Below are 12,285 nucleotides of genomic sequence, written 5' to 3'. Positions count from 1 at the left end.
AGATGAGCTTCGTGTGGCGAGGGACCATGCGAGCAGCGTCGCTTCGCTCGCCCCGCCCCGCCACGGGTGGGGAGCGTACGGGTGGTCGGGCCGCCCGGGCGGCCTAGGCGCGGGGTCCGGCGACGGGGCGGCGGCGGGATCCGCCACCCCGTCGAGGGGGTCAGCGGGCGGCTGCCACGATGCGGCCGGTGACCTCGCCGAGGCCGACGCGGGTGCCGTCGGCGCCGGGGGCCCAGGCGGTCAGGGTGACGGTGTCGCCGTCCTCCAGGAAGGTGCGCTTGCCGTCGGCGAGCTCGATGGCGTCGCGGCCGTTCCAGGTCAGCTCCAGCAGGGAACCGCGCTGGTCCACCTCCGGGCCGCTGACGGTGCCGGAGCCGTACACGTCGCCCGTGCGCAGCGAGGCGCCGTTGACGGTCATGTGCGCCAGCTGCTGGGCGGCGGTCCAGTACATGCCGGCGAACGGCGGGCGCGCCACCTCCTGCCCGTTGATGGAGACGGTGATGCGCAGGTCGAAGCCGCCGGGGCGGTCGCTGTCGGCGTCGTCGAGGTAGGGCAGGAGCGGGAAGTCCCGGGCGGGCGGGGCGACCCGGGCCGCGTCCAGGGCCTCCAGGGGGGTCACCCAGGCGGAGACGGAGGTGGCGAAGGACTTGCCGAGGAAGGGGCCGAGCGGCACGTACTCCCAGGCCTGGATGTCCCGCGCGGACCAGTCGTTGAGGAGGAACAGCCCGAAGACGTGGTCCTCGAAGTCGCCGAGCGCCACCGGGCTGCCCAGCTCGGAGGGGGTGCCGACGACGAAACCGACCTCGGCCTCGATGTCGAGCTTCACGGACGGCCCGAAGACGGGCGCCGGGTCGGCGGGCGCCTTGCGCTGCCCGGAGGGACGTACGACGTCCGTGCCCGAGACGACGATGGTGCCCGAGCGGCCGTGGTAACCGATCGGCAGGTGCTTCCAGTTGGGGGTCAGCGCGTCGCCGTCCGGGCGGAACATCGTGCCGACGTTGGTGGCGTGGTGCTCGCTCGCGTAGAAGTCGACGTAGTCCGCGACCTCGTACGGCAGGTGCAGGGTGACGGCGTCGAGCGGGAGCAGGTGCGGTTCGACGGTGGCGCGGTGGCCGGGGTCGGTGACCCAGGCGGTCAGCGCGCGGCGCACGTCGCGCCAGGCGGTGCGGCCCGCGGCGAGCAGCGGGTTGAGCGAGTCCCGGCCGAGCAGCCCGGCGTACGGGGAACCGAGCGCGACGGCGACGGCCCCCGCGTCGAGCACGTACCCGCCGATCCGCACGCCGACCCGGCGCCGCCCCGGCTCCTGCGGGGTGGAGAAGACGCCGTACGGGAGGTTGTGCGGCCCGAACGGGTCGCCCTCGGGAACATCGAGGGGGCTCTGCTGGGGCATGGGGTACTGCCTCGCTTTCGATGCGGTCCGGGGGTGTCCCGGGGGCTGGTTGACACGTTACGTGGCTGTTGGGGTCTGTGGGAGGCCGGATTCGCTCCCGCATAGCGGGGCAGGGGGGACGAATCGCCGTCAGGGCGATTCGTCGTTGCCGCCTACGGCGGTGAGCGCGACCTCAAGCAGGTAGACGATCTCGGAGTTGAGGGACCGCCGGTCGGCTTCTGCCTGAGCGGTCAGCCGGGCGTGGATGTCATCGGGGAGGCGTAGGGTCAGCTGAATCATGACACCATCATAGGTGCACGCTGGTATCGTGATCGTTATGAAGCTCAGGTACCAGTTCCGCGTGTACCCGAGCGCCTCACAGGGGATCGAGCTGGCGAAGGCGTTCGGGTGCGCCCGCGTTGTCTGGAACAACGCTCTGGGCATTCGCCGGGACGCCTATAAGCAGGGCAAGCCCGTCCCGTCGATCGTCGAGCTGGCCAAGCTGGTGATCACGGAGGCGAAGAAGACCGAGGAGCGTTCCTGGCTCGGCGAGGTCTCGGCGGTCGTACTCCAATCGTCCCTGCGGGATCTGGGCGCCGCGTACAGCAACTTCTTCGCCTCCGGGGAGGGAACCCGCAAGGGCCCGAAGATGGGGCCGCCGCGCTTCAAGAGGAAGGCTGGCCGCCAAGCGGTCAGGTTCACCAAGGCTGCACGTTTTTCCATCACCGAGGATCGTGCGCTCCGGCTTCCGAAGATCGGTGATGTAGCGGTCCGCTGGTCGCGCGGGCTTCCCTCCGACCCCTCGTCGGTCACGATCATCAAGGACGCGTCCGGGCGGTACTTCGCCTCGTTCGTGGTCGAGGCCGAGGACAAGCCGCTCCCCGAGCTGGACTGGGAAGAGACCGACACCGGTATCGACCTGGGCCTGTCCTCCTACGCCGTGCTGCGCGGCAGGAAGATCGCCTCTCCGAAGTTCTTTCGCCGCCGGGAGAAGAAGCTCCGCCGTGCTCAGCGCAAACTCGGCAGGTGCCAGACGGGCAGCAACAACCGCCGCAAAGCCAAGCTGGCTCTAGCCAAGGTTCATGCGCGCATCGCAGATCAGCGACGCGACTTCATCGAACAGGAAACCACCCGGATCGTCCGCGAGAGCCAAGCGGCCTACCTGGAGGACCTGAACGTGAAGGGCATGGCCCGCTCCGTCCGGTTCGGCAAATCCGTGCACGACCAGTCGCTCGGCACGTTCGCCCGCATTCTCGAAGCCAAGTGCGTACGGTACGGGCGCGGCTTCGCCAAGGTGGGCAGGTGGTTCCCCTCCACCCAACTGTGCTCGCAGTGCGGCGCGCTCACTGGCCCCAGGGGCCGCGAACAGCTTCACATCCGGCAGTGGGTGTGCGACTGCGGAGCCAGGCACGACAGGGACGGTAACGCCGAAATCAACCTTCGCGCCGAAGGGCGCCAACTCCTCGCGGCCGGGCGGGCCGAGAGGTAAAACGCCTGTGGAGCCCGTGTAAGACTCGGCGAGCCGGGCTGTGGGCGATGAAGCAGGAACCACCCGAAGTCCGCCGCTCAACAACGGCGGCCAGGCGGGAATTCTCCACCTTCAGGTGGAGAAGACGTCAATTGTAGGACTTGTCCAAGGCGGTCCGTATCCTTGGCGGGGTGACTTCCGCTCCGCCTCCGGCCCTTCCTTATGCCTTGATCGCCACTGACCTGGACGGGACTCTGCTGCGCGCCGGGGACACCGTCTCCGCCCGCTCGTACGCGGCGCTCGCGACGGCGCGCGCCGCCGGCGCCCAGCACATCGTCGTTACCGGCCGCCCCGTGCCACAGGTCCGGCATGTCCTGGACGACCTCGGCTATACGGGGCTCGCGGTGTGCGGGCAGGGCGCGCAGGTGTACGACGCGGCGCGCGGACTCCTGCTGCACTCCGTCTCCATGGACCGGGGACTGGCGGAGGTGGCCCTCGGGAAGATCGAGGCGGAGATCGGCGATGTCTACGCGGCGGTCAACCAGGAGGGCCTGGACGCGGAGATGCTGATGGGGCCCGGCTACCGCATGTGGCATCCGCACCTGCCGACGGTGCGGGTGCCGAGGCGGGAGGGCCTGTGGGCGGCGCCGATCAACAAGGTGCTGCTCCAGCACCCGCGGCTGGACGACGACGAGCTGACGCGGGTGGCGCGGGCGGTGGTCGGGGACCTGGTGAACGTCACGATGGCCGGGGAACACACCGTGGAACTCCAGCCGCCGGGCATCGACAAGGCGAGCGGGCTCGGGCGGGCGGCGGAGGTGCTGGGGCTGGCGCCGTCCACGACGATCGCCTTCGGCGACATGCCGAACGACATTCCGATGTTCGCGTGGGCTGCCCACGGGGTGGCCATGGCCAACGCCCACCCCGAACTCCTCGCCGTGGCCGACGAGACCACGCTCTCGAACGAGGCGGATGGCGTCGCGGTGGTCCTGGAGCGCCTCTACGCCTGACGCGCCGCCTCCTGGCGCGCCGCCGGGCTCATCCCGGTGGCCCAGAGCGGCGTGAGCTGCCAGGTGTGCGCGCCGGGGTGGGACAGGTACGCCCAGCAGCCCGGGCCGCGGCGGGTGACGGCCGGGCAGTCGGGGAGCGCGAGGACGGTGTCGAGCCCCCCGGTGTCCGGCTCGGACCACTGGGCCCACAGGACCCGGCCGGCGCCGGAGTCGTGGACCAGGTCCATGTGCGGGCCGGAGTGTTCTTCGAGGGCGCACCGCAGCTCGGGACCTTCGCCGAGCACGGCCCGCAGGACGTGCGCGTTCCCGGCGACCAGTTCGGCGAGGGCGTCCAGGTGCGCGGCCGACAGGAGGCCGGCCGCGCCGCAGGCGGTCCTCACGCGGCCCACCCCCGGGCGACGAGACAGGCCACGCAGCAGACCCAGGCGACGGCCCCGACGGCGACGGCGACGGCGCGCCACGCGTCGGCGCGCGGACCGTCCTTCACAGCAGCCCCTCCCGGCTCACGGCGTTGCGCCGGGCGGTCTCGGCGCGGAGCCGCTCCAACGGGTCGGCGAGCCGCACCTCGCGCGGCTCCGCCTCCCACTCCGGACCGTCCCGCACGGGCCGCAGCTGGGGTTCTCCGCCACGCACATCTCCGCCGTGGAAACCGGGCGCAAGATTTCGACTCTGCGCTTCTCGCGCAGTGCGGACGCGGTCTTCGGGCTGGTGGGGACCGAGGACACGTTCGAACGCCAGTGGCGGGAGATCCGCCACGGAGTCCTGCTGGAGGGCTTCCCGGAGTTCCTCGGCTACGAGAGCAGGGCGGCGGAAATCCGGCTGTACGAGGTCGGCGTCATACCGGGTCTGCTCCAGACGCCGGAGTACGCGACGGTGCTCGCGCAGAGCGCTGTCAAGCGTGGAGCCATCACCGCCGACCAGGCGGCCGAGCGCGTCTCGATCGTCGCGGACCGGCAGGACGTGCTCCTGCGCACTCCCGCCCCGATGATCCTCGCGGTACTCGACGAGAGCTGCATCCGCCGTCCGCTCGGCGGACCCGACGTCATGCGGGAGCAGTTCACGCGGCTGCTCGAATTCGCCGAACTGCCGAACACGGTGCTCCAGATCGCACCGTTCGAGATGGGGGAGCGCAGGCCGTTCAACCTGCCCGTCACCGTGCTGACCTTGTCAGATCGCTCGATCATGTCGTACGCCGAATCCGCCCAACGGGGCCATCTGGAGCGGGACAACAACTCCGTGGTGCCCATGTTGACGGCCTACCATCAACTCCAGGCCGAGGCATGCACCCAGGCGGCATCCGTGGCCCTGATCGAACAGCTACGAAAGGGCAGCTCGTGACGACCGAATCCCCCCGCTGGTTCACGTCCTCCTACAGCGACAACGGCGGCCAGTGCGTCGAGGTCGCCGTCAACCTCGTCGCCCCGCGCGGAGTGGTCCCCGTGCGTGACTCGAAGGTCCAGAACGGTCCGGTTCTGTCAGTCCCCGCTGGGGCGTTCGCCTCGTTCGTGGACGGCGTCAAGGGCGGTGCCTTCGGCACCGTCTGACCGTGGAGTCGGGTCCCGGGCGGGTCGCCCGGGGCGCGGCCGGGCCGGCGGTGCGGGGTGTGGTGGCCTGGAGTCGGGGGTGGAGGGCGCTTCGCTAGGGTGAACAGGCGTACGGGAGTTGGCTGACCGACAGCGTCCCGGCGTGTCATCGAAGGAGTGTCACCAGCTGTGAAGAAGATCCAGGCCGCCCTCGTCGCGTTGGCCGCCGTGGCCGGCCTCGCCGTCGCCACCGCGCCGGCTCAGGCCGCCCCGTGCAGCACCGGGGGCGCCCAGTACATCTGCGAGTACGGCGTCACCAACCACGCGCTTCCGGGGGACCAGCGCGAACAGTTCCTGGTCGGTACCGACTACGCCGTGTGGACCCGCTGGACCACCAACGGACAGTGGTCCGGCTGGTACTCCCTCGGCGGAACCGTGTGGAGCAAGATCAGCATCCGGGAGCAGACCGACATAGGCCCCCAGGCCATCTGGATCTACGCCAAGGGATCCAACACCCAGACGTGGGGCCGACTCCGCACCGCCCCCGGCGCGAACTGGAGCGCCTGGGACTGCCTCAGCTGCGGGGGCTGAGTCCTCCCCCCCGTCGCGCCCTTCGACGGCGCCCGACCGCCGGCGAAGGGGCCCCGGGCGGAACGCGCTCCGCCCGGGGCCGGGACGCGGGGCTGACGCGTACGGGGGCTTACCCCGCCGCTCTCGGGAGGCGGCGTTCCCAGGTGCGGTGGAAGACGACCTTGTCGCCCTCGCGGCACACCACCTCGTTCACCGTCAGGAACCCGCCCTCGTCGCACGTGATCTCCGACCGGGTCTCCACCCGCGTGTCCCAGCCCAGTTCCGGCCGGTGCAGCCGGATCCGCCACTCCGAGCGCGTCGACGCGGACAGCGGGTCCGCGTCCTGGATCTCGTACACCTCCTCCGCGTCCTCGCTGAACTCCAGCCCGTCCGGGTACACCCGCGTCCCGCCGTACCGGGGGGCCACCTCCAGCCGCCACGCCCCCCGCGCGACGTCCCGTACGACGACCCGTTCCGGCCGCGGCGCGTCCAGCGTCTCCGGGTAGACCACCCCCAGCGGCTCCGCCTGTTCCGGCGCCTCGAACACGATCCCGTGGTCCGTCGAAGGCGACCCCGCGCGGATCGGGAGTTCCAGCGTGCTGCCCTCCGGTTCGAGGGTCCAGCCCGCCTCGGAGCCGGCCCGCGGCCAGATCCACGGCCAGTACGCGGACGACAGCGCGAGCCGGATCCGGTGCCCCGGCGGGAAGGAGTGCCCGATGCCGTTCAGCTCGAAGCCGACGTCCTCCCGCGCCCCCGGCGTCCACGGCACCGCCCGGTCCCGCCCCCGCCGCGCGGAGAGGTTGAGGGCGCCCCGGGTGACGAGCGTCGAGGACCCGTCGGGGGCGACGTCGCACAGCCGCGCCACGACCTGCCCGTACGGGACGTCCATCCGCAGCCGCAGCGTCACCGCCGGGCGGCCCAGGATCTCGACCGGCTCGCCCCCCGCCGCCACCGGGAACTCGAAGCAGGCCGACTTCGCGTCCTCCTCCCGCTGGTCCGGCGGCAGGTCGGCGTCGTTGCCGTAGGGGAAGAAGCGGCCCGCGTCGATCCCGGTGTGCTGCGGCGACGCGATGAGCACCGGCCCGCCCTGGAGCCCGTACGAGACGGGGACCACCGCCGGCGAGGGCCACGCCCGGTCGCCGACCCAGCGGCCCTCCAGCCGCTCGTACACGGTCGCCGGCGGGTGCGACTCGCTGATCCAGGAGCGCAGCAGCGGCTCCTCCATGACCCCGTTGTCCTCGCCCTTGAGCCAGTGGTCCCACCACCGCAGGGTCTCCTGCAGGAAGCCGATGGCCGGGCCCGGCGGCAGCCCGCGGTCCGGGTACTGGTGCGACCAGGGTCCGATCAGCCCCCGCACCCGGGACGCGGGCAGCGCGGAGACCAGCCGCAGCACCGTGTCCCGGTACGGGTCGTGCCAGCCGCCGACGGCCAGTACGGCCGCCCGGACCGCCCCGTAGTCCTCGCAGACGCTGCCGTGGCGCCAGTAGTCGTCGCGGGTCTGGTGCGAGAGCCAGGTGTGGATCAGGGGTTCCACGCCCTCCAGCCGGTCCAGCCACTGCTGTCGCCAGCCGTCCCCCGCGTACAGCGGGTCCGGCGGGCGGCAGGCGAAGGCCAGCATGGTGGCCGCCCAGGCGTGCATGTCCACGGCGAGCACGGAGCCGCCCATGTAGTGCACGTCGTTGTCGTAGCGGTCGTCGGTGGAGCAGACGGTGACGACCGCCTTCAGCGCCTCGGGGGCCAGCGCGGCGATCTGGAGGCTGTTGAAGCCGCCCCAGGAGATCCCGAACATGCCCACCGCGCCCGTGCACCACGGCTGCGCCGCGAGCCACTCCACCACCGCGACCCCGTCGGCCAGCTCCCGGGCGTCGTACTCGTCGCCGGGCCGGCCCCCGCTGTTGCCGTGGCCGCGCACGTCGACCCGTACGGAGGCGTAGCCGTGGCCCGCGTACCAGGGGTGGCGCTGGCGGTCGCGCGGGGCGGTCCAGTCCGTCAGCCGGTACGGGAGGTACTCCAGCAGGGCCGGGACGGGTTCGTCCGTCACGGGGCGCCAGATCCGCGCGTACAGCTCGACGCCGTCGGGCATCGGGATCCGGACGTCCTCGTGGGCGGTCGCGTACGGGAAATCGGTACGGATGATCATCGGAGTCTGTTCACCGGTCCCTCAGTGGACGGGATGCATGGTGCGGCGCAGCCAGGGGGCCATCGCGATCACGGCCAGGCCGACCGCGACCGCGACGGCGCCGTTGACGCCGAAGTACACGGGGTTGGACACCTCGCCGTAGAACTTGACCACCTGGGCCTGGATGCCGTTGGCGAGGGCCAGGGAGAGGAACCACAGGGCCATCGTCTGGCCGGCGTAGGCCTTGGGGGCGAGTTTGGTGGTGGCCGACATGCCGGAGGTCTCCAGCAGGACGTCGCCGAGCCCCAGCAGCAGGTACGAGCCGACGATCCACCAGGCGGCCATCTGGTACGCGTCCCCCTCGTGCCCGGAGGTGGGGATCACCATCAGCAGGAAGGACAGGCCGCCCAGGATCACCCCGATGGCGATCTTGTTGGAGGCGTGCGGCTGGCGGGGGCCCATCCGCACCCACAGCGCGGCCACCACCGGGGCGAGGGCCACCTCGAAGGCGCCGAGGGCGGACGCGTACCAGCCGGCCGGGAAGTGGAAGCCGAGGATCTCGGTCCGGGCGTTCGCCGAGGCCAGCAGCATCATCGTCGAGTAGGCCTGGAAGAGGATGAAGTTGAAGGCGACGGAGGCCAGGAAGAGCACCACGTACGGGCGCAGCCGTCCGCGCTCCTCGGTGGTGACGCGCGGGCTGCGGAACATGACCGCGAAGTAGACGACCGGGGCGATCACCGAGACGAGGGTCAGGAGGTCGACGAAACGGCCCATCGTCAACCAGCCGACGACCGCCAGCAGGGTGGCGGCGACGGCGAACGCGACGCAGCCGCCGGCGATCCGCCACACGGCGCGCCGCATCGCGTCGGGGGCCAGGGCGTACTCGGCCGAGTGCTTGCGCCCGGCCAGATGGCGGCGTCCCAGGACGTACTGGACGAGCCCGGCGGTCATGCCGATGGCGGCGGCCGAGAAGCCCCAGTGCCAGCCCTGGTGTTCGCCGAGCCAGGCGGTGACGAGCGGGCCGGCGAAGGCGCCGATGTTGATGGCCGTGTAGTAGAGGGCGAAGCCGGCGTCGCGCCGCTCGTCGTCCGTCCGGTACAGCGTGCCGACCATGCTGGCCACGTTGGGCTTGAGCAGGCCGGTGCCCGCGCTGATCAGGCCGAGGCCCGCCCAGGTCATGGCGGCCGTGGGCACGGCCATGGCGTAGTGGCCGCAGGCGATCAGGATGCCGCCGAAGAGGACGGCGCGGTACGAACCGAGGATGCGGTCGGCGAGCCATCCGCCGGCCACGGAGACGAGGTAGACCATGGTCCCGTAGGCCGCCGAGAGGGAGGCGGCGGTGGCCGGGTCCATGCCCAGGCCGCCGTTCGCGACGGTGTCCGCGAAATAGAGGACCAGGATGGCCTGCATGCCCAGGAAGGAGAACCGCTCCCAGACCTCCAGCCCGGAGAGCGTGGCCAGGCCCCGGGGATGCCCCAGGAACGCGTGGTCGTCGCCGGGTGGCGACTGGTCGGCTTTCGGATCCCTGGGCTCGTCTATATCGGTCGCAGTTCTGGACAAAACATATTCTCCGGTTGTTTCGGCTTCCACAGAACATACCGGTGCACATCGGGCGATGCGCGCGTGGTGGCGGGGCAGGCGCTCTGGGTGATCGAAAACAGACCGGATACGCTGGCTTGAGTGATGGCAGCGACACATCGACAATCCAGGTGATCGTCAACGTGATCGTCAGCAGACAGGAGTACCCCTCGTGACCGTCGTCGGGCCGTTCGGACTGAGCGTGCGGGACCAGGCTCTTGAGACCGATGTCCAGGCCGGACTGGCCGCCGTCGAGGCGGGTCTGCTGGAAGCCACCAAGAGCGAAGTCCCCTTCATCACCGAGGCAGCGCAGCATCTGGTGCGCGCCGGTGGCAAGCGATTCCGGCCTTTGCTGGTGATGCTCGCCTCCCGCTTCGGCGATCCGTACGCCCCCGGGATCGTCCCCTCCGCCGTGGTCGTGGAGCTCACGCACCTCGCCACGCTCTACCACGACGACGTCATGGACGAGGCGGACGTACGCCGCGGGGTGGAGAGCGCCAACGCCCGCTGGGGCAACTCCGTGGCCGTCCTGACGGGTGACTTCCTGTTCGCCCGCGCCTCGCACATCCTGGCCGACCTCGGACCGGAGGCCGTCCGCATCCAGGCCGAGGCCTTCGAGCGGCTGGTGACGGGCCAGATCCTGGAGACGGCCGGCCCGCGCGACGGCCGCGACCCCGTCGCCCACTACCTCGACGTCATCGCCGGCAAGACGGGCTCGCTGATCGCGGTCTCCGGCCGCTTCGGCGCGCTGATGTCCGGCGCCGACGAGTCGGTCGTCGACATCCTGACCCAGTACGGCGAACGCCTCGGCACCGCCTTCCAGCTCGCCGACGACGTCCTCGACATCGCCTCCGACTCGCACGAGTCCGGCAAGACCCCCGGCACCGACCTGCGCGAGGGCATCCCCACGCTCCCGGTGCTGCGGCTGCGGGAGATGGCCGAGCGGGACGGGCGCGAGGAGGACCTGGAACTCGTACGCCTCCTCGACGGGGACCTGACCGACGACGCCCGGCACGCCGAGGTGCTCTCCCGGCTGCGGGTGCACCCCGCGCTGGAGCGGGCCCGCCGCGACACCATCCAGTACGCGGAGGACGCGCGCGCCACGCTCGCCCCGCTGCCGGAGTGCTTCGCGAAGTCGGCACTGGAGGAGCTCTGCGACGCGGTGGTCCACCGCGCCGGCTGAGCACCCCTGGACGGTGGAAAGGGCCCCTCCGCCCCCGGCGACCCCTACGGGTCGGGGGTGAGGGGCCCCTTCCGTGTCATCCCACGGTCGTACACGCAGTTGCGTCCGGGGGCTGACGCCCCGGAGCCGCACATTTGGTCAGATGGAGTCATCAACCCCACCGGATCGGGTGAGTGCGGCGACACGGGGGTCGCCGCCGTAGACACAAGAGGGCAGGGCACTGACATGGCAGCGAACACGAAGACCTCTCGCAAGGCCGCCCGGTACGCCGTACCGGTAGCGGTGGCGGGCGTCGCCGCGGCAACCGTGGCGATGGTCCCGGCCTTCGCCAACGCGGGCGGCCCGGACCTGCCCAAGGTGACGGCGCAGCAGCTGATCGAGAAGGTCGCGGCCTCCGACGTCCAGCAGCTGACCGGTACGGCGAAGCTCAGCACCGACCTCGGCCTCCCCACGCTCGCCTCCGGCCTGCTGGGCGGCGGCGGGGTCGCGGGCGGGTCCGCCGATCCGCAGGACAAGGTGGCGCAGCTCGCGAACGGCACGCACACCTTCCGCGTCGCGGCCGACGGCCCGGACCGCCAGAAGCTGACCTTCCTGGACGGCAGGGACGAGTACACCCTCGTCCACAACGGCGCCGACGTCTGGGGCTACGACTCCAAGTCCAAGGAGGCCTTCCACGAGAAGGACCCCGGCCACGAAGCGGGCAAGGGCGCGGAGCACAAGAAGACCGCCGACCGGCTCGCGGCCTCGCCGCAGCAGCTCGCCCAGGACCTCATCAAGCAGGCCGGCCCGACCACCGACCTCAGCGTGGGCGACACCGCGCAGGTCGCCGGCCGGGACGCCTACCAGCTCGTCCTGAAGCCCAAGCAGAGCGGCTCCACCGTCGGCTCCGTCCAGATCGCCGTCGACGCGAAGAACGGCGTGCCGCTGCGCGTCCAGGTGCTCTCCAGCCAGGGCGGCAAGCCGATCGCCGAGGCGGGCTTCACCCAGGTCGACTTCGCCAAGCCGGGCGCCGACGCCTTCGCCTTCACCCCGCCCAAGGGCGCCAAGGTGACCGAGGGCGCCGACAAGGCGGGCGGGAAGGGCAAGGACCACGAGTTCAAGGCGCTGGAGTCCTTCCCCGGCCTGGACGCGCTGACCGGCGGCGCGGGCAACGGCAAGGGCGACGTGAAGGTCCTCGGCGAGGGCTGGGCGACGGTCGCGCGCATCGACACCGGCGCGGGCAAGAACCTGGGCGACATCCAGAAGGACAAGAACGCGCCGAAGGAGGCCAAGCAGTTCATGGACTCCCTCGGTGACAAGGTCAGCGGGAAGTTCGGCGAGGGCCGGATCTTCTCCACCCGCCTGGTCAACGCGCTGATCACCGACGACGGCAAGGTCTACGTCGGCGCGGTCACCAAGGACCAGCTGGTGAAGACGGCCGACTCCGCCAAGTAGGCGACAGCACCGCCAAGGGTGGCCGGGGACC

At 71.4% G+C, this 12,285-nt stretch carries 13 protein-coding genes; 7 read left to right on the top strand and 6 right to left on the bottom strand.

Translation table 11 applies throughout. The features are described from left to right. Positions 1 to 160 precede the first annotated feature (160 nt). Together fahA and ACFV0Q_RS29250 are read right to left on the bottom strand one after the other, a co-directional pair. A complete protein-coding gene (gene fahA, locus ACFV0Q_RS29255) occupies positions 161 to 1,390 on the bottom strand; it encodes a fumarylacetoacetase (protein WP_385009363.1) in 1,230 nt (409 codons plus the stop codon). A 129-nt stretch (positions 1,391 to 1,519) separates the two neighbouring features. Continuing rightward, positions 1,520 to 1,669, bottom strand: a complete 150-nt coding sequence (locus tag ACFV0Q_RS29250) for an Arc family DNA-binding protein (RefSeq protein WP_385009362.1) — start codon at positions 1,667 to 1,669, stop codon at positions 1,520 to 1,522. A gap of 37 nt (positions 1,670 to 1,706) precedes the next feature. Between ACFV0Q_RS29250 and ACFV0Q_RS29245 the strand changes: the two genes are divergently transcribed. Together ACFV0Q_RS29245 and ACFV0Q_RS29240 are read left to right on the top strand one after the other, a co-directional pair. Beyond that, positions 1,707 to 2,858: an RNA-guided endonuclease InsQ/TnpB family protein gene (locus tag ACFV0Q_RS29245; protein WP_385009365.1), complete on the top strand. Its 1,152-nt coding sequence runs from the start codon at positions 1,707 to 1,709 to the stop codon at positions 2,856 to 2,858. A 170-nt stretch (positions 2,859 to 3,028) separates the two neighbouring features. Beyond that, positions 3,029 to 3,847: a Cof-type HAD-IIB family hydrolase gene (locus tag ACFV0Q_RS29240; protein WP_385009361.1), complete on the top strand. Its 819-nt coding sequence runs from the start codon at positions 3,029 to 3,031 to the stop codon at positions 3,845 to 3,847. Here the strand turns inward: ACFV0Q_RS29240 and ACFV0Q_RS29235 are convergent. Together ACFV0Q_RS29235 and ACFV0Q_RS29230 are read right to left on the bottom strand one after the other, a co-directional pair. Further along, complete coding sequence (locus ACFV0Q_RS29235; protein WP_385009367.1) at positions 3,838 to 4,227, bottom strand: hypothetical protein; 390 nt, start codon at positions 4,225 to 4,227, stop codon at positions 3,838 to 3,840. The two genes, ACFV0Q_RS29240 and ACFV0Q_RS29235, sit on opposite strands and share 10 nt — an antisense overlap. A 103-nt stretch (positions 4,228 to 4,330) precedes the next feature. Next, entirely contained in the window at positions 4,331 to 4,480 is a 150-nt protein-coding gene (locus tag ACFV0Q_RS29230) for a hypothetical protein (RefSeq protein ID WP_385009366.1), read from the bottom strand. Here ACFV0Q_RS29230 and ACFV0Q_RS29225 point away from each other — a divergent pair. From ACFV0Q_RS29225 to ACFV0Q_RS29215, 3 genes are all read left to right on the top strand, one after another. After that, positions 4,460 to 5,185, top strand: a complete 726-nt coding sequence (locus ACFV0Q_RS29225) for a DUF5753 domain-containing protein (RefSeq protein WP_385009364.1) — start codon at positions 4,460 to 4,462, stop codon at positions 5,183 to 5,185. The two genes, ACFV0Q_RS29230 and ACFV0Q_RS29225, sit on opposite strands and share 21 nt — an antisense overlap. Beyond that, positions 5,182 to 5,391 (top strand): DUF397 domain-containing protein, encoded by a 210-nt coding sequence (locus ACFV0Q_RS29220; protein ID WP_385009360.1) that lies wholly within the window; start codon positions 5,182 to 5,184, stop codon positions 5,389 to 5,391. The genes ACFV0Q_RS29225 and ACFV0Q_RS29220 overlap by 4 nt, the downstream gene beginning before the upstream one ends. 168 nt (positions 5,392 to 5,559) lie before the next feature. Next, positions 5,560 to 5,961, top strand: a complete 402-nt coding sequence (locus ACFV0Q_RS29215; RefSeq protein ID WP_385009359.1) for a hypothetical protein — start codon at positions 5,560 to 5,562, stop codon at positions 5,959 to 5,961. Between the two features lie 109 nt (positions 5,962 to 6,070). Here ACFV0Q_RS29215 and ACFV0Q_RS29210 read toward each other — a convergent pair whose 3' ends face one another. After that, the gene (locus tag ACFV0Q_RS29210; RefSeq protein ID WP_385009358.1) at positions 6,071 to 8,080 is read right to left on the bottom strand and encodes a CocE/NonD family hydrolase; all 2,010 of its coding nucleotides are present in this window, start codon (positions 8,078 to 8,080) and stop codon (positions 6,071 to 6,073) included. Positions 8,081 to 8,101: 21 nt separating this feature from the next. After that, positions 8,102 to 9,619 carry a peptide MFS transporter gene (locus ACFV0Q_RS29205; RefSeq protein ID WP_385009357.1) on the bottom strand — a complete coding sequence of 506 codons (1,518 nt, stop codon included), beginning with the start codon at positions 9,617 to 9,619 and terminating at the stop codon, positions 8,102 to 8,104. A gap of 190 nt (positions 9,620 to 9,809) precedes the next feature. Here ACFV0Q_RS29205 and ACFV0Q_RS29200 point away from each other — a divergent pair, with 190 nt between their 5' ends. Then, positions 9,810 to 10,820, top strand: coding sequence for a polyprenyl synthetase family protein (locus tag ACFV0Q_RS29200; RefSeq protein ID WP_385009356.1), 1,011 nt, complete (start codon positions 9,810 to 9,812; stop codon positions 10,818 to 10,820). Positions 10,821 to 11,045: 225 nt separating this feature from the next. Then, complete coding sequence (locus ACFV0Q_RS29195; RefSeq protein WP_385009355.1) at positions 11,046 to 12,254, top strand: outer membrane lipoprotein carrier protein LolA; 1,209 nt, start codon at positions 11,046 to 11,048, stop codon at positions 12,252 to 12,254. The last annotated feature ends 31 nt before the right edge of the window (positions 12,255 to 12,285 follow it).

The sequence above is a fragment of the Streptomyces sp. NPDC059564 genome, from assembly GCF_042735575.1.
Lineage (GTDB): Bacteria > Actinomycetota > Actinomycetes > Streptomycetales > Streptomycetaceae > Streptomyces.
The sequence above is the reverse complement of the archived record's forward strand: the minus strand, read 5'-3'. Positions and strand labels throughout refer to the sequence as shown.

Bases quoted from the DNA above. Each gene is read 5' to 3' on its own strand.
- fahA (WP_385009363.1), bottom strand. From the start codon at position 1,390: ATGCCCCAGCAGAGCCCCCTCGATGTTCCCGAGGGCGACCCGTTCGGG.
- ACFV0Q_RS29250 (WP_385009362.1), bottom strand. From the start codon at position 1,669: ATGATTCAGCTGACCCTACGCCTCCCCGATGACATCCACGCCCGGCTG.
- ACFV0Q_RS29245 (WP_385009365.1), top strand. From the start codon at position 1,707: ATGAAGCTCAGGTACCAGTTCCGCGTGTACCCGAGCGCCTCACAGGGG.
- ACFV0Q_RS29210 (WP_385009358.1), bottom strand. From the start codon at position 8,080: ATGATCATCCGTACCGATTTCCCGTACGCGACCGCCCACGAGGACGTC.
- ACFV0Q_RS29195 (WP_385009355.1), top strand. From the start codon at position 11,046: ATGGCAGCGAACACGAAGACCTCTCGCAAGGCCGCCCGGTACGCCGTA.